Origin of the sequence: Sphingopyxis terrae subsp. terrae NBRC 15098 (assembly GCF_001610975.1) — a bacterium.
Classification (GTDB): Bacteria; Pseudomonadota; Alphaproteobacteria; order Sphingomonadales; family Sphingomonadaceae; genus Sphingopyxis; species Sphingopyxis terrae_A.
Genome location: NZ_CP013342.1, coordinates 1,539,522 through 1,556,498 on the forward strand (window position 1 = coordinate 1,539,522; position 16,977 = coordinate 1,556,498).

Here is a 16,977-nt window from a genome sequence, read left to right on the forward strand (position 1 = left end):
CGAGCGACACGGGCAGGAAGTGATCAGCGGGAAGGCTCGGGCGATGGCGCAGATGATGATCGCAATGCAGCTCGATGCGCCCGGCGAACCGCTGCGGCGCGTCGAACGGCCGCTGCCCGATCCCGGCCCCGGCGAAATTCGTGTGGCCGTGACAGCCTGCGGGGTCTGCCGCACCGACCTCCATGTCGCGGAGGGAGACATTCGCGGTCCCCTTCCCATCGTGCCGGGTCACGAGATCGTCGGCCGCATCGATGCGATGGGCGCCGGCGCCGGTCCATTTCGCCTTGGCGACCGGGTGGGCATCGCCTGGCTTGCCGGTACCTGCGGGACGTGCAGCTATTGTCGCGGCGGCCGGGAGAATCTTTGCGATCATGCGGTTTTCACCGGCTTTTCACGCGATGGCGGCTTCGCTTCGCACTGCATCGCGGACGCGCGTTACTGCTTTCCTTTGCCCGGTGCTTTCGATGATCTGCACGCAGCCCCGCTGCTTTGCGCCGGCCTGATCGGCTACCGCGCCTATCGCCTGGCGGGCGACGGCAAATCCATCGGACTTTATGGCTTTGGCGCGGCCGCCCATATTCTCGCGCAGCTCGCGCTCGCCGAGGACCGCACCGTCTTTGCATTCACGCGCGAAGGCGACGGCGACGGACAGGCATTCGCACGGCATCTCGGGTGCGAGTGGGCCGGAAGTTCGATCGAGGCGCCGCCCGAACCGCTCGACGCGGCGATCATCTTCGCGCCGGCCGGCGCTCTGGTCCCCGAGGCGCTCCGGCATGTCCGCAAGGGAGGCCGGGTCGTTTGCGCGGGCATCCACATGTCCGACATACCCTCCTTCCCCTATGCCGATTTGTGGGGAGAACGATCGATCCTCTCGGTCGCCAATCTCACGCGCGCCGATGGCGCGCAATTCCTCGCGCTTGCTGCGCAATACTCGATCGAAACGCATGTCACGCCTCTCCCGCTCGACCGGGCGAACACGGCGCTTGATCTGCTGCGCTCGGGAAAGGTGGAAGGCGCACTCGTTCTTCATCCCTGACCAGCGATCAGGCCAGGCAGCATGGCGACCCGCACAGGGAATTCCCTTATGGCGCAGCGCACCTCCCTCCGCCCAGATGCCGCTTGCGATCAAGACCAAGGAGGGGCGTCTCATGCTGTCAGCACCAATACATTCGGCGGCCTTGCCGATCCGCCATCCCGAATGCCCGGAAGGCGAACCCTTGGAACGGCCCGACAAGCACTCGCCCGAGCGTCCCGTTCCGTCAACCGACCCCCGGCCGCTCCGCGCGCCGCCCGAAACCCCGGTCCTGCCCGACAGTCACCCCGAAGATACGCCAATCGAAGCCCCGGATTGATAGCTTGCCGACCCGCGGACCGGGTCCACCTACTGCGGCATCTACGTATTTTTCGGTTCGCCTGCAGATTTAGGATTGCCAAAGCAAAGGAGGCAATCATGACAATGGAACATTTGTCGAAAGTGACCGGTCATATCGAGATTCCCCGGCGGACGCGCAAGAAGCTGCGGCGGATCTCGAAGTCGCCGACCGCGCGGTCGGTCGCCGCTCTCGTTCCCCTGCTCACAATCGGGGTTGTGGCCGCGCGAATTCTGGCAAGCCGGCGCTCGTCGCGTTAAAACTCCGGCGCGGGCATCACCTTCGCTGCGGCTCGCAGCCATCGATAAACGAACGGAGAATGGGGGTCCGACGGCACGTGGCGGCGGCCTCTGCGGACGCCCGAAACCCGCGTCGCCGCTTAAGCCTATACGTGCAATTGCGGATTCTCCATCGCTCGAAATTTCACGATTGATGCCAACGCAATATTTCGGGGAACCGCGCATGGCGATCGGGAAAAATATCGCAGCTCACGACGAGGGTGGCCGGCACCTGCGGCAATTTCCCTTTGCCACTCGCGACGCATTCTTTTTCGCCACCACGGTGTTCGACCCGCTTTCGCGGGCCTTCCGAGCTACAGCCCATGTCTGAACCGCTCCGGCATTTCATCGATACGCAGGATTTCTCCCGCGAGGAGCTGCTGCGGATCATCGACCTGATCGGCCTGCTGAAGGAAGCGGACAAGGATGGCGCCTGCCCGAAGTTGCTCACGGGCGCCTCGCTCGGCATGATCTTCGAGGAACCGTCGACCCGCACCCGCGTCTCGTTCGAAGTCGCAATGACCAAATTGGGCGGGCACGCGCTCTATCTCAAGCCCGGCGAAATTCATCTGGGCGCGCGCGAAAGCACGGGCGACACCGCGCAGGTGATCAGCCGAATGGTCGATGTGATCGAGGCGCGCACGCTGAAGCATCAGACCGTCCTCGATCTCGCGGCCCATGCCACCGTGCCCGTCATCAACGGGCTGACCGACTATAATCATCCCACGCAGGTGATGTGCGATCTCTTCACGATGATCGAGCATGCTCCCCCCGGCAAGACGCTTGCCGAACTCAAGATCGTATTCGTCGGCGACGCAACCAATGTCTGCTCGTCGTTGATGATGATGTGCACCCGGATGGGGATGCATTTCACCCACGCCGCACCAAGACGCTATCAGGCACCCGACGCCTGGCAAGCGATCGCCCGCGCCAATATCGCGCAAAGCGGCGGTGCGCTTACCGTCACCGACGATGTGGTCTCGGCGGTGCGCGATGCCGACTTCATCTATACCGACTTGTGGTGGTGGATCGGTCAGGAAAACGAGATTCCCGATCGCAAAGCGGCTTTCATGCCCGAGTATCAGGTCAACGACGCCTTGCTGGCCCGCGCGCCTTCGCACGCCAAATTCATGCACTGCCTGCCCGCGTCGCGCGGCGTCGAAGTGACCGATGCGGTGATGGACGGACCGCGCTCGATCATTTTCGACCAAGCGGAAAACCGTCTGCACGCCGAGAAGGGCCTCCTCGTCCATTTCGTGCACCCACGGCTGAAAACGCCTTCGCCCGAGCTCGCCTCCTATCATCGGGGTCGGATCGAAAGCTTCCTCAGCGTCTGAGTAAAGGAGGCCACCATGGCCACGACCGTCGCCCCCGTTACCGCCCGACCGCGCTTCCGCAGGGTGCTGCGGCGCCTCGACATGACGCTGTTCACCGTCTGCGCGATCCTGATCGTGGATCAGCTGGCGGCATCTGCCGCGATCGGGGTCCAGTCGATCTTCTGGTGGGTGTTGACCTTGATCCTCTTCTTCATCCCTTATGGGTTGATCACATCGGAGCTCGGCAGCGCCTATCCGGAGGAAGGCGGCATCTATGCCTGGGTCCGACGCGCCTATGGGCAGCGCTGGGCCGGACGGACGGCGTGGCTCTGGTGGGTCAACGTCGCTTTCTGGATGCCGTCGGTCTATATCCTGTTCGCGGGGCTGCTCGCCGAGCTCGTCGCGCCGGACATGCGTCTCACCACGAAGCTGCTCATCACGCTGGGCCTTACCTGGCTCACGGTGGGGATCAGCATCGTCACGCTGAACCTCGGCAAATGGGTGCCGAACGTCGGCGCCGTCTTCAAGGCGGTCATCATGCTCTCGATCGGCCTTGGTGGCATCGCCTTTGCTGCTCGGCATGGTGTCGCGAACGAATTCAATCTGCAGGCGCTAAGCCCAAGCTGGGGGGCCAGCCTCGCCTTCCTGCCGGTGATCGTCTATAATTTCCTCGGCTTTGAACTGATGTCGGGCGCGGGCGAGGAGATGGAAAATCCGGCGCGCGACGTACCGCGCGCGATCATCGCTTCCGGCGTGCTCATTTCCTTCTTCTACATCCTCGCGACCCTCGGCATCCTGCTTGCCCTGCCGGTAGAGCAGATCGGACTTATCGAAGGATTGCCGGACACGTTCGGCCGGCTTTTCGGGAGCGGCCCCGGTGGCAGCACGATCGTGACGATCCTCATCATGATGGCGCTCTACACCTTCGTCGCGAACATGGTCACTTGGACGATCGGCGCCAATCGCTCGGCTGCGGAAGCAGCGCAGCGCGGCGACCTCCCAGCTGTGTTCGCAAAAATGCATCCTCGCTTCCAGACCCCGGTAAGCGCCGCAATCCTGACCGGCGCCATCGCGTCCGCCGTGCTTATTCTTTACGCGCTCCTGGCATCGAGCGCAGAGGATTTGTTCTGGACGATCTTTGCCTTCTCTTCGGTGGTTTTCCTGCTGCCGTATTTCCTGCTGTTCCTGTCGTTTCTCAAACTGCGCCGCGCGGACCCCCACACTCCGCGACCCTATCGCGTGCCTGGCGGGCACGGAGCCGCAGCGGCGCTGAGTGCGATCTGTATGTTGTTCATCGCGCAGGCCGTTTTCTTTTTCATTTACCAGCCGGGCGATTTCGACCCGAGCTACGCGGTCGCAGTCGGCGGCGGCACGTTGCTGACTCTGCTCGTCGGCGAAGTCATGGTGCGTGTCGGCACGCGCCCGGTCTCCGAAGCGCCAGCGAATGGCTAGGGTGCTTCTGACGACGCCGCGGTCCGATGGCTTCCGCATGCCTGCCGAGTGGGAACCCCATAGCGGTTGCTGGATGCTGTGGCCCGAGCGATCCGACAACTGGCGGAGAGGCGCCAAACCCGCGCAGCACGCCTTTGCGGCGGTGGCCGCAGCAATTGCCCAGGGCGAGCCCGTGACGGTCTGTGTCTCGCCCGCCCAATATGTGATTGCCCGCGAGATGCTCGATCCCGCGATCCGCGTCGTCGAGATGACGAGCAACGACAGCTGGATTCGCGACTGCGGACCGACCTTCGTAGTCGACGACAAGGGCGCAGTACGCGGCATTGACTGGAAATTTAATGCCTGGGGCGGGCTCGACGATGGGCTCTATTTCCCATGGGACCAGGACGACCTCGTTGGCGAGAAGGTCCTCGAACTCGAGCGCGACGATCGCTACGCTCCTGATTTCGTCCTCGAGGGCGGGTCGATCGATGTCGATGGCGAGGGCACGGTTCTTACAACCGAAGAATGCCTGCTCAACGCGAACCGCAACCCGAACCTTGGCCGTGCGGACATCGAGCGGATGCTGCGCGACTATCTGAGTGTCGACTCCGTGCTCTGGCTGCCCAAAGGTGTGTATCTCGACGAGACGGACGGGCATATCGACAATTTCTGCCGCTTCGTCGCGCCGGGCGAGGTGGTGCTGACCTGGACCGACGATGTCGCCGATCCGCAACATGCGATTTCCGCCGAGGCGTTCGACCTGCTCGCCTCGATGCGCGACGCGAAAGGTCGCGCGCTCAAGATTCACAAGCTGCACCAACCGAGCCCCGTGCTGATCACCGCCGAGGAGGCCGCCGAGGTCGATCATGTCCCTGGCACTCTGCCTCGACAGGCGGGCGACCGGCTCGCAGCTTCCTATGTCAATTTCTATATCGCCAACAATGCGATCATCCTGCCCGTCTACGGCGATCCGCAGGACGCACGGGCCCGGCAGACGCTGGCTGCACTCTTCCCTACGCGCCATATTATCACCCTCCCCGGTCGCGAGATCTTGCTCGGCGGCGGCAACGTCCATTGCATTACCCAGCAGGAGCCTCGCGGGCGGCCCAAAGAAGTCGGCAAGCGAGGCGCCTAGCCATGCGCCTTGTTATCGCACTGGGCGGCAACGCCCTGCTCAAAAGGCGAGAAAACCCGACTGCAGCCAACCAGCGAAGCAACATGCGGTCCGCGGCAGCGGCACTAGCGCGGGCCTGCTCCGGCAAGGAGGTGGCGATCGTCCATGGCAACGGGCCGCAGGTGGGGCTGCTCGCGCTTACAGCCGCAGCCTATACGGCGGTGGCTCCCTACCCGCTCGACATGTTGAACGCCGAATCGCAGGGAATGATCGGCTATGTCATCGCGCAGGAATTGCGAAATGCCGTTGCGCCGCGCGGGGTCGTCTGCCTTCTGACGCAAACGCTGATCGACGCGTCCGACCCGGCGTTCGAACGCCCGACCAAGCCTATCGGGCCGGTCTATGCCTCGCTCGAAGAGGGGCGGCGCAGCTCGCCGCCCGACTGGATCTTTGCGGCCGAAGGCAGTGGCTATCGCCGCGTCGTTCCCTCACCACGTCCCACCGGCGTCGTGGAATTCAGCGAGATCGAGCGCTTGGTCCGCGACGGGGTCGTAACGATCTGCGGCGGCGGCGGCGGCATACCGGTTATCCGCAGGCAAGGCCGTCTCGAAGGTGTCGAGGCGGTGATCGACAAGGACTTCACCGCAGCTTTGCTGGCGATCGAACTCGACGCCGACCGCCTTATCATTCTCACCGACGTCGGTGCCGTCCAGGCCGACTGGGGGCAGCCGACCCAGCGCCCGATCGCGACGATCAGCGCATCCGGATTTTCCGCCGACGATCTGGCCGAAGGGTCGATGCGGCCGAAGGTCGAGGCGGCTGTCCGGTTCGTCGAGGCGACCGGGCGATCGGCGGTGATCGGCGCCCTCTCCGATGTCGCCGCGGTGGTTGGCGGGCATGCCGGAACCACCATATGTCGGTGAAGCTCGAGCGCCGTATCCGGCGAACCGGCAAATCCGCGCGCCAACTTGGGGGTGAGCCGAGCGCGAAGCGTGCGCCGCCCGCGTTCAAGCCTGATCGTCATTATCGGCGGCTGGACATCGCACAGATCATTCCGCCAGGCTCCTTTGGCACAGCATAAGCGCACAAGTCAGCCACAGGCGCGGACATTACAGCTCTGCCGCGACAAGGGACGGTAGCTATTCTCCTCAGCGATACGGCGCGCGCGGGTGCCTATAATTTTGCCGCATAGATCATCCGGCCTGGTCCGAGACGCTCAAGCACCTGCGCGATATCCGCCTTTGCCACTGCCAAACAGCCCTCACTTCGTCCGAGTTTGCCATCACGCGCGATCGCGGGCGAGACATAGCCCGCTGCGTGAATGACGATATGGCGAACCTCGGCATTGCTGTTCTCAGGGTCGAGGCCGATGAGCCGGCGCGATCGCCCATGCTTGCCGTAATAATCCTCGCCGACGAGATATGCCCCACCCGACGAAGCGGCCGACCCGGGCGCATTGGACAAACGGCGCACCCAGCCGCTGTGATCGGGATCCGATCCGCGACCGTGCGCAACGAGATGGCTAAAGTGCCTGCCGCTCATCAAATCGAGGATGTGAAAGCGGGGGACGTGAGAGGCCCGGGTGAAATCGACGAGACCCACGACGTCGCGGTACCTAATCGCGCCTCGATGTCGGTCGAGCGCATCCAATGCACGCCGTAAAAGGCGGGGATCCGGATTTTCGCTCAATGCAGGAAGCGCTGCAAGACCTTTGGACGTTGGCCCGAAGAAGCTCAGGGCCAGTGCGCCGCCACCGCCAAGTAGGTGGCGCCTGGAAAGTGCCATAATTTTCTATCGACCCATCTTACCACGATTGACGCAAGAAGTGGGCGCTTGCGAGGCGCAATTCCAGATAGGTACTAACCCTATACGTGCTCGCCGGGCGGGGGTTCATCGATCCTGCGCCCGCATCGCCGGGCAGTTCAAGCTCGTGATTTATCTTCGCGACGGCGAAGCTGAGCACCGGACGCGCCTTTCCGCCGATGGTGACCCCTACGGGACTCGAACCCGTGTTTTCGCCGTGAAAGGGCGACGTCCTAGACCGCTAGACGAAGGGGCCGTCGTTCGGTGAAGCGGCGCCTTAGACGGGCCCGTCGGTGCGGTCAAGCCGTGGTGGCGGCGCGTGCGCAAAAATATTGCGCCGCGCGGTTTCATTCTGCCCAGGCGGCGTCCTCGAGATGGAGTTCAGCGGCGGGGCGGCTGCCCCAATCGTCGCGCTTTGCGCGCCCCGCCAGCCACAGCTTGCGCGCACCGCGCGCATGGAGCAGCGTTTGGCCCAGTTCGGTTTCGGCGCTGCGAAAAGCGATCGCCTTGAACCGCGCACCATCGTCGCCGGCGACGATCAGCCGCAGATGGTCAGTGCCGACTACCCCCGATTCGACGATTCGCACCGGCCCCGTGGCAACGCGCGGCGCGGGCCAGCCGGCGCCGTAGGGACCGGCGCTCTCGATCGCTTCGCACCACAAGGGATTGATCCCGCGCGGCGCGAGCACCGCGTCAATCAGCAGCGACCTGTCGCCGCTCGCCCGCTCGACATCGGCGGCCAGCCGCTCGTTCAGAAAGGCGCCGAGCGCATCGACCCGCGCGCGCTCGACCGTCAGCCCCGCGGCCATCGCATGTCCGCCGCCCGCGACGAGCAGCCCCGTCTCCTTGGCGGCCAGAATAGCGGCGCCCAGATCGACGCCCGAGATCGAGCGCCCCGATCCCTTGCCGACGCCATCCTCGTCGAACGCGATGACGATCGCCGGGCGGTGCAGCTTCTCCTTGAGCCGCCCCGCGACGATACCGATGACGCCGGGATGCCAGCCGTCGCCCGCGACGATCGCCACCGGCGCGTTGGCGGTCGCGCCGCTCGCCTCGATCGCGGCGTCGAGCACCGCCGCCTCGATCGCGCGGCGCTCCTCGTTGAGCCGGCACAGCTCCTGCGCGATGTCCGCGGCTTCCTGCGGGTCGCCGGTGGTCAGCAGCCGGACGCCGAGGTCGGATTTGCCGACGCGCCCGCCGGCGTTGATGCGCGGCCCCAACGCAAAGCCCATGTCGCTCGCCGTCGGGGGCTTGGTCAGCCGCGCCGCGTCCATCAGCGCCGCCATGCCGATATTGCCGCGCCGCGCCATCACCTTCAGCCCCTGCGTGACGAGCGCACGGTTGAAACCGGTGAGCCGCGCGACATCAGCGACGGTGCCGAGCGCGACGAGGTCGAGCAACTCGATCAGCTGCGGTTCGGGGCGGCTGCCGAAGAAACCGCGCGCGCGCAGCGTACGGAGCAGCGCCGCGCCGAGCAGGAAGGCGACGCCGACCGCGGCAAGATTGCCGTGCGCGGCCGCATCGGGCGCTTCGTCGAGGCGGTTGGGATTCACCACGGCAAAAGCCTGCGGCAGCGTGGTCGCGCATTGGTGATGGTCGACGACGATCACCTCGACCCCCGCGGCCTTCGCCTCGGCGATCGCGTCGAACGCCTGCGCACCGCAATCGACGGTGACGACGAGCCGCGACCCCGCCGCGCCGATGCGCACCAGCGCGGCACCCGAGGGGCCATAGCCTTCCATCAGCCGGTCGGGGATATAAGCGCCCACCGGCACATCGAGCGCGCGAAGCAGGCGGACGAGCAGCGCCGCCGATGTCGCGCCATCGACGTCATAATCGCCGAAGATGGTTACCCCCTCGCGCGCCTCGACCGCATCGGCGAGCCGCGCCGCGGCGGCATCCATGTCGCGGAACAGCGAGGGGTCGGGCATGAAACCGCGCAGGGTCGGAACGCGCTGGCGGTCGAGGTCGTCGCGCGCGACGCCGCGCGCGAGCAGCAATTGGGTGACGAGATCGTCGGGTGCAAGGCTTTCGCCGCCCATTTCGGCGCTGGTGCGGCGCCAATGCCACGGCTGGCCGAGGATCGAGCGAGTGATACCGAGGGCGGCCGTAGTCATGACGCCGTTCCTGCCTGGAGGATGCGTGCGCGTAAATCCCGCGCGGCGGCGAGCGGGATGGCGGGGATTTCATGCGCGCCGAGCGCGCTGCCGCCGGGCACGCCGAAAACGAGGGTTGCAAGGCCGAGCGGGCGGAGGAGGAAATCGGTCTTGATATCGACGCTCTGCACCGACGCGTGCGGCAGCAGCGTCGTCTTCGGCTTCCACCAGCCGCGGCGAATCACCACCATCTCGCCAAGGTCGGTCCACAGATGAAAGCGCGTCGCGAACAGCGCCCCGGCCGCGAGCAGGGGAGCAGCGATCAGGCCGAGCCAGCCGACCGCATTGCCCAGAATCAGCGCGATGGTTCCGCCGGTCGCCGCCGCGACCGCGCCGATCACCGGACCGATGGCGATGATGCGGTGGCTGTGTTGCCACGTCTCGCCGGGGCCGGGGCGCGGCATCGCAACCTCGGCGAGCACCCGGTCGATTTCGGCGAGTCGGCCGAAGGGGACGACCTGATGGTCGGGTTCCTTCGCACCGTCGCTCGCCAGGCTTTGCAGGCGCAGTTCGTGCCAGCCGAAGCGCTGTCGCAGCCAGCCGGTGACAAGGATCGCCGCCTGCACGCGCTTGACCGGCATCGCCACGTCGGTGCGCGTCGTCAGCCCACGCGTGCGGCGCAGCGCACGCGGTTCGCGCACGAGACGAAAGCCCCAGTTGGCGAAGACCATCATCGCGATCCCGCTCGCAAAGCCGATGACGAGCAGCGACAGGAGCGCGCCGATACCGGCGACCCAGCGATGCGCGAGCACCCAATTGTCGAGGCCATAGCCTTCGGCCAGATCGACCCAGTCGACGGGGTTGAAGACGTTGAAATCGAACGGCAGCAGATTGTCAAACAGCTGCATCGACGCGCCGACAACCGCGAGCGCGGCGAGCGAGAAGTTGAACAGGCCCGCGACGAGCAGCCGGCGCGGATCCATTGCGAAGAGCAGCCGGTCCTCCGCGGCATCGCCGCCGCCTTCGATTGCGACGCCCGAGGGATCGGCAACCTGCGTGTCGGCGGCATCGCTGCGCCAGGCGCGGATCGCGCCGCGCAGCGCCTGCGCTTCGTCGAACCCAATGGCATCGAGATCGCCGTCGCCTTCCTTGCCGCCGCCCGCGCCGGTTTCGAAATCGACCTTGGCGATGCCCAGCGCGCGCGCGATCAGCCCCTGTTCGATACTGACGTCCTGGATGCGGTCGAAGGGGATGGTGCGGTGCTGGCGCGCGAACACGCCGCTTTCGATCACCACCGCATCATCGGTCACGGCATAGCGGAAGCGCAGCCAGGCAGCGATCGCGACGAGCAGCGACAACAGCAGAAAGGCGAGCAGCGCGGGAACGACATAGGCCCATTTGCCCGCAAAGCCGATCGCCGCCAGCGCGGGCAGAAAATTGAGCGAACGCGGGCCGAGCTTGACGATCGCCAGCGCCAGCGTCGCCGGGTGCAGGCGCTGCCAGTCGGGTTCGACATCGGCCGCCCGCGCGGGCGCCGCGGCAGGTTCGCCCTCGCTCATGCGAAGTCGGTCTGGATGTGGTGGCGGATCGTCTCGCGCATCGCGGCGGCGAGATCGGACCGCAGGCCAGGCAGCGTCACCGTGCTGTTGTGCGTCCCCGAGGTATGGACGACAAGGTGCGACAGGCCGAACCATCGCTCGATCGGCCCCTGCCCGACGTCGATGTGCTGGACGCGCACGAAGGGGACGATGGTGTCGGTGCGGAACATCCAGCCGCGCGCGACGCGCAATTGCCCCGTGCCGATGTGATAGCCCCACCGCTGCATCCGGCGCGACGGCAGCATGACGATGACGAGGAGCGCGACCAGCCAGGCCAGCGCGGTGAGCAGGCCGAACGGGCCGCCAATGCTGCGGATCAGCAGCGCGTCGGCGACGCTCGCGCCGATCGCCAGCGGGACGGCGTTGAGCGCCGCGGCGATACGCAGAACGTGGCGATAGGCGGGATCGACCGGGTCGAGCCCCTCCACCGCGTTGAGCGCATCGGGTGCGAAAGGGTCGATGGGCGGCGCGGCGTCGGTATCGGTCATTGCCCTTCGTTAAGCGCAGCGCCCCCTATGGCACAACAATATTGAAGCGCGGGTCGGCGGGCGGGTGCATCGCGAACCACGACAGAAAGGCCATGCGGTCGCCCTCGATGCGGATCGCGCCCGATTGCATGAGCGCCGGAAACTGCGCCTGGCCGAGCATCACATCGTCGAGCGTGCTGCGATCGAGCGTGATCGTCGCGGTCGGCGCGGCGTCGGTGACGCCATAGCGCGGGAATTCGACCCCGCCCTCGACGACGACCGCGACGCTTTCCTTGCTGTCGGGCATCACGAACTGGAACACGCCCTTCTGCGCCGCGCCCTTCACCGCGTCGAAGCGGGTAGCAAGCGAATCGAAGAAGACCGCAGTCGGGATCGCGCTGATGAACGACCGGCTCTGGCCGTTGCTGGTGCCGCCAGCGACCGCATTGCCGCGCAGCGTTGCGGCGGCGGCGAGATAATAGTTGCGCCACGCTCCCGATTCGGCCTGATAACCGAGCTGGTCATAGGCCGAGGCGAGCGCCGCGCGCGCCGCCTGATTGTCGGGCGCCGCGAAGACGAGCTTGTTCAGCATTTCGGCCGCCCAGCGATAATCGCCCTTGGCGATGGCGTCCTTGCCCGCTGCGAGCAGCTTGTCGGGGCCGCCCGCAAGCGCGACATATTTGGGCGCGCTCTCTTCGGGCGGCAGCGGGTTGAAATTGGCCGGATTGCCGTCCCACCAGCCGAAATAGCGCTGATAGGTCGCCTTCATGTCGTGATTGAGGGTGCCATAATAACCGCGCGTCGAAAAATCGCTTCCCTGCACCATCGCTTCGGGGGTCTGGTCGGCCAGCTCATGCAGCGTCGCGCCCCGGTTGGCGAGAAACAGGGTACGATCGTGGACGTAGCGATAGGCGTCGCGCTGGTTCGTGAGCAGCGTGCGGACCTCGCCCGCCCCCCATGTCGGCCAATGGTGCGATCCCATCGCAACCTCGGCGCTGCCGCCCCATTTGAGCAGCATTGCGTCGATCACCTTCGACCAGCGCAGCGCGTCGCGGACCTGCGCGCCGCGCAGCGTCAGTACATTGTGCAGATTGTGGGTCACCACCTCGGTCGTGTGGAGCGCCTTGTAGGCGGGGATGTAAAAGACGAACTCGGCTGGCGCCTCGGTGCCGCCGGCGTCCATGAAGTCGAAGGCCAGGCCGTCGATGGTCAGCGTCGTCCCGCGCGCGGACACGGTTTCGGTCGGCTCCATATAGCCGATCGTCCCAGACGAAAGCTTGGGGCCGAGCCCAGTATCGACCTGTCCCGTCGGCCCGGGCGCGAGGATCGCCCCGAACATATAGAGCGCGCGGCGCCCCATCGCCGGGCCGGCAAGGACATTTTCCGACGTCGCCTCTTCGGAAAAGCCGTGCGGTGCGATGATGCGGATCTTGTCCTTCTTCACCTGTTCGGGGGTCACAATGCCGCCAACGCCGCCGAAATGGTCGCTGTGGCTGTGGCTGAAGATGACGGCGCGGATCGGCAGCACGCCCGTCTTTGCCTCGACCGTGTCGGCGAACAGCTTCCACCCCGCCGCTGCGGTTTCCTCGGACAGCAGGGGATCGACCACGATCCACCCGGTCTTGCCACGAATGATCGTCATCACCGACAGGTCATAGCCGCGCAATTGCCAGATCTTGTCCGGCACAACCTCGAACAGCCCGTGCACCGCATTGAGCCGCGCCTGCCGCCACAGCGACGGGTTGACCGTGTCGGGGGCCTTCGCCCTGTTCAGAAAGTCATAGGGTCGGCGATCCCAGACGATCCGGCCATCCTTGCCCCTGATGACGCCGTCGGGAATCTCGGCGATCTTGCCGCGCAGCACATTCGCCTCGTCGCGCGGGTCGTCGAGCGGCAGGCGCTGCGCGAGTTCGGCCTGCGCGGCGCGGGTCGCCTCGCTGGCCGCATCCTGCGCGGCCGCGCCGCTCGCCCACAGCATGATCGGAATCAGACAGATCGCACGCTTCATCGCATCCTCCCCTTTTGGTCCTGCTTGCGCCTTGTGGCATGGCTTGGCAAGCGGCCGCCCGGCGGTGCGGGCTTCGCGCGATGCTAAAGGATCTTGCGGCGATGAAATGCAAATTGCTTATCATTTGGCACAGCCGCACCGGCGGCAGCGCCGCGCTCGCCGAGGCGGCGGCGGCAGGTGCCGGCGACGCAGCGCGCCGCGTCGCGGCGGACGATGTGACGCCAGAGATGATTAAAGCGGCGGCGGGCTATCTGTTCGTCGGCCCCGAAAATCTCGCGGCGCTGTCGGGCGCAATGAAGGAGATGTTCGACCGCTGCTACTATCCCTGTCTCGGCCGGATCGAGGGACGCCCCTATGCGACGATCATCTGCGCCGGCTCCGACGGCGAAAACGCCCAGCGCCAGCTCGATCGCATCGCGACCGGCTGGCGCCTGCGGCGTGTCGCCGACCCGGTCATCGTCAACACCGATGCCCAGACGCCCGAGGCGATCCTCGCCCCCAAGACGATTGCGGCGGACCGTCTCGCCGAAGCGCGCGATCTGGGCGCGGCGCTGGCGGAAGGGCTGACGGCAGGAATTTTCTAGGCCCACAACCCTGGGGCCGGATGCCGTCAGGCCGGGCTCGCCGCCTGCATCTCGGCGATCAGCCCGTTGTCGATTTCCTTGGCCCGCCGGTATCCCGCGCGCTCGCGCAGCGGCGCGACATAGGCTTCGAAGGCGGGGCGCGTCGGGATCGTCCCGAATTGCAGACCCCAGTCGAGCTGGCTGCCGACATAGACGTCGGCGGCGCTGAAGCGCCCCTCCGCAACGAAGGCCTTGCCCGCCACCGCCGTTTCGAGCGCGTCGAGCGCCTTTTCGAACGAGCCGTATCCCACCATTCGCTGCTGCTCGGCGCTCGGCACCCAGCCGGCGTGGGTGTTAGTCACCGCGGTTTCGAGCGGCCCGGCGGCAAAGAACAGCCAGCGGTAATAGTCGGCGCGCGCCTCCAGCGGCGGCGCGAGCCCCGCATCGGGAAAAGCATCGGCGAGATAGGCGCAGATCGCGGCGCATTCGGTGACGACCTTGCCCCGGTGGACGATCGCGGGCACCTTGCCCATCGGGTTGATCGCCAGATAGTCGGCGCCCTTCATGCTGTCGTCATAGCCCAGGATTTGCGTCTGATAGGGCGCACCGACCTCTTCGAGCATCCAGCGGACGATCTGTCCGCGCGACATGGGGTTGGTATAGAAAATCAGATCGTCGGCCACGGTTGCTCTCCCTTGCTGCGAGTCGCAAAGAACATATCAGGAACATCGTCTGCGATCCAGAAGCCTTGTTTTGTCATGCGGGCGCGGTAAGGCAAGAGGATGAGCGACGAACGCATCTGGACCGCCGCCGTGCTGGTGATCGGGGACGAGATTCTCTCGGGCCGCACGCAGGACAAGAATGTCGCGCAAATCGCGACCTGGCTCGACGTGCAGGGGATTCGCCTGCGCGAAGTGCGCATCGTTCCCGACGTCGAGGACGAGATCGTCGCGGCGCTGAACGCGCTGCGCGCGCGTTACGACTATGTCTTCACCACCGGCGGCATCGGCCCGACCCACGACGACATCACCGTCGATGCGGTGGCGAGAGCGCTCGGCGTCGGGGTCATCGTCCACCCCGATGCGCGCGCGATTCTCGAACGCTATTACACGGCGCGCGGCGGCGAACTGACCGAGGCGCGGCTGCGCATGGCGCGCACCCCCGAGGGCGCCGAGCTGATCCCCAACCGCATGTCGGGCGCGCCCGGCATCCGCATCGGCAATCTGTTCGTGATGGCGGGTGTGCCGCACATCACCGCGGGCATGCTCGATGCGCTGACCGGAGCGCTGGAAGGCGGGGCGCCGCTCGTCGCGCACACGATCGGCGCATGGGCACCCGAAAGCGAGGTCGCCGACCTGCTTCGCGCGGGCGAAAAGGATCATCCCGGCGTCGCGATCGGCAGCTATCCCTTCTTTCGCGACGGCCGCGTCGGCGCCAATTTCGTCTTTCGCTCGACCGACGCGGAACGGGTCGCCGCCTGCGTTGCCGCCGTGCGCACGGCGCTCGAGGCGGCGGGCTATACGGTGACCGACGGCGGCATCTGATCGGCCGCGTCGGCGTCGCTCGTCCGCGTCGCGCGGGGCAGGCGGCGCAGCATCGCGATCGCGAACAATCCGAACAGCGCCGCCACCAGAAAGGCGGCGCCGGGGAAATGCACCGGCGCGTTCGCGCCCGTGAACCAGGCCATGGTGCCGGTGAGCAGCAGGGGCGCGACGATCTGCCCCAGCCCCATCGCCATCGCCGAAATCCCCTGCACCTCGCCCTGCGCGCCGGCATCGGCGCGGCGCGACAAGATCGCGCTCAGCGATGGCTGCACCGGCGCCTGGAACATGATCGGCACGATCAACAGGAAGGCGCCCCAGGTCGTTGTGACGAACGCATAGCCGACGAACACCGCGACCGCGACGGCGATGCCGATCGTCGCCGCATCGCGTTCGCCGAAACGCGCGACCATCGGCCCGACGACGAAGCTTTGCCCGAGCGCGATGGCAACGCCGACCGCGGCAAGGCTCGCGCCGATCATCCCCGGCGTCCAGCCGAGCTGCGCGATGCAGTAAAAGCTCCACGTCATCGGATAGACGAGGCTGGCGATCTGCCACAGCAGCAGCACCGCCGCCGCGCCGCTCATGCCCGGAAGCGCGCGCATCGCTCGAACCGCGCCGAGCGGATTGGCGCGGCGCCAGTCGAAGCCGCGCCGCTTGTCGGGGGCCAGCGTCTCTGGAAAGATGAAGGCACCGTAGATCATGTTCGCCGCCGCGAGCAGCGCCGCCGCCACAAAGGGCGCGCGCGGCGACAACTCGCCCAGAAAGCCGCCGATCGCAGGGCCGACGACGAAGCCGACCCCGAAGGCGGCGCCGACGAAACCGAAGTTGCGCGCGCGCTCCTGCGGCCGCGTGACGTCGGCGATCGCCGCCATCGCGGCGGCATAGCTACCCCCGAAAATCCCCGACAGCGCGCGCGCGACGAATAGCCAGGGCAGCGTGTCGACGATTGTCAGCAAGGCATAGTCGGCGGCAAGCCCGGCAAGTGACAGCAGCAGCACGCGCCGCCGCCCGAACCGGTCCGACAGATTGCCGAGCACCGGCGAAGCGAGGAAGGTCGCCACCGCCATGACGAGTCCGATCCACGCCCCGACCTCGATCGCATGCGCGAGGTCGATGCGCCCCACCTCCATCACGAGCTGCGGCAGCACCGGCATGATGATGCCGAATCCGATCGCATCGATGAAGATGGTCGCCACAATGAACGGAATGGTGCGCTTTGCCGTCACAAGAAAATCCTGAATGTCGGAAGCGGGAGGCCTGCGCCGGGCCTCTTACGGCAGGGCTGGAGCGGGTGAAGGGAATCGAACCCTCGTCGTAAGCTTGGGAAGCTTCTGCTCTACCATTGAGCTACACCCGCATTTCAACGACTTGGCCCCTGCCTGCCGT

At 66.2% G+C, this 16,977-nt stretch carries 17 protein-coding genes and 2 tRNA genes; 10 read left to right on the forward strand and 9 right to left on the reverse strand.

Annotation, left to right across the window (positions count from 1 at the left end):
• Nucleotides 1-43: 43 nt before the first annotated feature.
• The 8 genes from AOA14_RS07410 (at nt 44) to AOA14_RS07435 (ending at nt 6,435) form a co-directional block, all read left to right on the forward strand.
• A complete protein-coding gene (locus AOA14_RS07410) occupies nt 44-1,036 on the forward strand; it encodes a zinc-dependent alcohol dehydrogenase family protein (protein WP_062901321.1) in 993 nt (330 codons plus the stop codon).
• Between the two features lie 76 nt (nt 1,037-1,112).
• Complete coding sequence (locus AOA14_RS07415; protein ID WP_062901322.1) at nt 1,113-1,352, forward strand: hypothetical protein; 240 nt, start codon at nt 1,113-1,115, stop codon at nt 1,350-1,352.
• A 98-nt stretch (nt 1,353-1,450) separates the two neighbouring features.
• A complete protein-coding gene (locus tag AOA14_RS19710) occupies nt 1,451-1,630 on the forward strand; it encodes a hypothetical protein (protein WP_202988429.1) in 180 nt (59 codons plus the stop codon).
• A 202-nt stretch (nt 1,631-1,832) separates the two neighbouring features.
• Entirely contained in the window at nt 1,833-1,979 is a 147-nt protein-coding gene (locus AOA14_RS19715) for a hypothetical protein (protein ID WP_202988430.1), read from the forward strand.
• On the forward strand, nt 1,972-2,985 hold the full coding sequence (gene ptcA / locus AOA14_RS07420) for a putrescine carbamoyltransferase (RefSeq protein WP_062901323.1): 1,014 nt from the start codon (nt 1,972-1,974) through the stop codon (nt 2,983-2,985). The genes AOA14_RS19715 and ptcA overlap by 8 nt, the downstream gene beginning before the upstream one ends.
• A gap of 15 nt (nt 2,986-3,000) precedes the next feature.
• The gene (locus AOA14_RS07425) at nt 3,001-4,416 is read left to right on the forward strand and encodes an APC family permease (protein ID WP_062901324.1); all 1,416 of its coding nucleotides are present in this window, start codon (nt 3,001-3,003) and stop codon (nt 4,414-4,416) included.
• A complete protein-coding gene (gene aguA / locus AOA14_RS07430; protein WP_062901325.1) occupies nt 4,409-5,533 on the forward strand; it encodes an agmatine deiminase in 1,125 nt (374 codons plus the stop codon). Before AOA14_RS07425 ends, aguA begins: the two co-directional genes overlap by 8 nt.
• Nucleotides 5,534-5,535: 2 nt before the next feature.
• The gene (locus tag AOA14_RS07435) at nt 5,536-6,435 is read left to right on the forward strand and encodes a carbamate kinase (protein WP_062901326.1); all 900 of its coding nucleotides are present in this window, start codon (nt 5,536-5,538) and stop codon (nt 6,433-6,435) included.
• A 250-nt stretch (nt 6,436-6,685) separates the two neighbouring features.
• On the opposite strand, the gene AOA14_RS07440 is transcribed toward AOA14_RS07435, so the two are convergent.
• The 6 genes from AOA14_RS07440 to AOA14_RS07465 form a co-directional block, all read right to left on the reverse strand.
• On the reverse strand, nt 6,686-7,297 hold the full coding sequence (locus AOA14_RS07440) for a murein L,D-transpeptidase catalytic domain family protein (RefSeq protein WP_062901327.1): 612 nt from the start codon (nt 7,295-7,297) through the stop codon (nt 6,686-6,688).
• 198 nt (nt 7,298-7,495) lie between these two features.
• Nucleotides 7,496-7,571, reverse strand: a tRNA-Glu gene (locus tag AOA14_RS07445).
• 91 nt (nt 7,572-7,662) lie between these two features.
• Nucleotides 7,663-9,432, reverse strand: coding sequence for a single-stranded-DNA-specific exonuclease RecJ (recJ, locus tag AOA14_RS07450; RefSeq protein ID WP_062901328.1), 1,770 nt, complete (start codon nt 9,430-9,432; stop codon nt 7,663-7,665).
• Nucleotides 9,429-10,970 carry a PH domain-containing protein gene (locus AOA14_RS07455; RefSeq protein ID WP_062901329.1) on the reverse strand — a complete coding sequence of 514 codons (1,542 nt, stop codon included), beginning with the start codon at nt 10,968-10,970 and terminating at the stop codon, nt 9,429-9,431. The genes recJ and AOA14_RS07455 overlap by 4 nt, the downstream gene beginning before the upstream one ends.
• On the reverse strand, nt 10,967-11,497 hold the full coding sequence (locus AOA14_RS07460) for a PH domain-containing protein (RefSeq protein ID WP_062901330.1): 531 nt from the start codon (nt 11,495-11,497) through the stop codon (nt 10,967-10,969). Before AOA14_RS07460 ends, AOA14_RS07455 begins: the two co-directional genes overlap by 4 nt.
• A gap of 25 nt (nt 11,498-11,522) precedes the next feature.
• Nucleotides 11,523-13,484 carry an alkyl/aryl-sulfatase gene (locus tag AOA14_RS07465; RefSeq protein WP_062901331.1) on the reverse strand — a complete coding sequence of 654 codons (1,962 nt, stop codon included), beginning with the start codon at nt 13,482-13,484 and terminating at the stop codon, nt 11,523-11,525.
• An 80-nt stretch (nt 13,485-13,564) separates the two neighbouring features.
• Between AOA14_RS07465 and AOA14_RS07470 the strand changes: the two genes are divergently transcribed.
• A complete protein-coding gene (locus AOA14_RS07470; protein ID WP_238929752.1) occupies nt 13,565-14,068 on the forward strand; it encodes a flavodoxin family protein in 504 nt (167 codons plus the stop codon).
• A 26-nt stretch (nt 14,069-14,094) separates the two neighbouring features.
• Here AOA14_RS07470 and AOA14_RS07475 read toward each other — a convergent pair whose 3' ends face one another.
• Complete coding sequence (locus tag AOA14_RS07475) at nt 14,095-14,730, reverse strand: glutathione S-transferase family protein (RefSeq protein WP_062901332.1); 636 nt, start codon at nt 14,728-14,730, stop codon at nt 14,095-14,097.
• Nucleotides 14,731-14,829: 99 nt separating this feature from the next.
• Here AOA14_RS07475 and AOA14_RS07480 point away from each other — a divergent pair, with 99 nt between their 5' ends.
• Complete coding sequence (locus AOA14_RS07480) at nt 14,830-15,591, forward strand: competence/damage-inducible protein A (protein WP_062901333.1); 762 nt, start codon at nt 14,830-14,832, stop codon at nt 15,589-15,591.
• Here the strand turns inward: AOA14_RS07480 and AOA14_RS07485 are convergent.
• Nucleotides 15,564-16,817: an MFS transporter gene (locus AOA14_RS07485; protein ID WP_082819856.1), complete on the reverse strand. Its 1,254-nt coding sequence runs from the start codon at nt 16,815-16,817 to the stop codon at nt 15,564-15,566. The genes AOA14_RS07480 and AOA14_RS07485 overlap by 28 nt on opposite strands.
• A 57-nt stretch (nt 16,818-16,874) precedes the next feature.
• A tRNA-Gly gene (locus tag AOA14_RS07490) sits at nt 16,875-16,948 on the reverse strand.
• Between the last annotated feature and the right edge of the window lie 29 nt (nt 16,949-16,977).

Coding starts and splice junctions, on each gene's coding strand:
- AOA14_RS07410 (WP_062901321.1), top strand. CDS start 44: ATGGCGCAGATGATGATCGCAATGCAGCTCGATGCGCCCGGCGAACCG.
- AOA14_RS07415 (WP_062901322.1), top strand. CDS start 1,113: ATGCCGCTTGCGATCAAGACCAAGGAGGGGCGTCTCATGCTGTCAGCA.
- AOA14_RS19710 (WP_202988429.1), top strand. CDS start 1,451: ATGACAATGGAACATTTGTCGAAAGTGACCGGTCATATCGAGATTCCC.
- AOA14_RS19715 (WP_202988430.1), top strand. CDS start 1,833: ATGGCGATCGGGAAAAATATCGCAGCTCACGACGAGGGTGGCCGGCAC.
- ptcA (WP_062901323.1), top strand. CDS start 1,972: ATGTCTGAACCGCTCCGGCATTTCATCGATACGCAGGATTTCTCCCGC.
- AOA14_RS07425 (WP_062901324.1), top strand. CDS start 3,001: ATGGCCACGACCGTCGCCCCCGTTACCGCCCGACCGCGCTTCCGCAGG.
- aguA (WP_062901325.1), top strand. CDS start 4,409: ATGGCTAGGGTGCTTCTGACGACGCCGCGGTCCGATGGCTTCCGCATG.
- AOA14_RS07435 (WP_062901326.1), top strand. CDS start 5,536: ATGCGCCTTGTTATCGCACTGGGCGGCAACGCCCTGCTCAAAAGGCGA.
- AOA14_RS07440 (WP_062901327.1), bottom strand. CDS start 7,297: ATGGCACTTTCCAGGCGCCACCTACTTGGCGGTGGCGGCGCACTGGCC.
- recJ (WP_062901328.1), bottom strand. CDS start 9,432: ATGACTACGGCCGCCCTCGGTATCACTCGCTCGATCCTCGGCCAGCCG.
- AOA14_RS07455 (WP_062901329.1), bottom strand. CDS start 10,970: ATGAGCGAGGGCGAACCTGCCGCGGCGCCCGCGCGGGCGGCCGATGTC.
- AOA14_RS07460 (WP_062901330.1), bottom strand. CDS start 11,497: ATGACCGATACCGACGCCGCGCCGCCCATCGACCCTTTCGCACCCGAT.
- AOA14_RS07465 (WP_062901331.1), bottom strand. CDS start 13,484: ATGAAGCGTGCGATCTGTCTGATTCCGATCATGCTGTGGGCGAGCGGC.
- AOA14_RS07470 (WP_238929752.1), top strand. CDS start 13,565: ATGCTAAAGGATCTTGCGGCGATGAAATGCAAATTGCTTATCATTTGG.
- AOA14_RS07480 (WP_062901333.1), top strand. CDS start 14,830: ATGAGCGACGAACGCATCTGGACCGCCGCCGTGCTGGTGATCGGGGAC.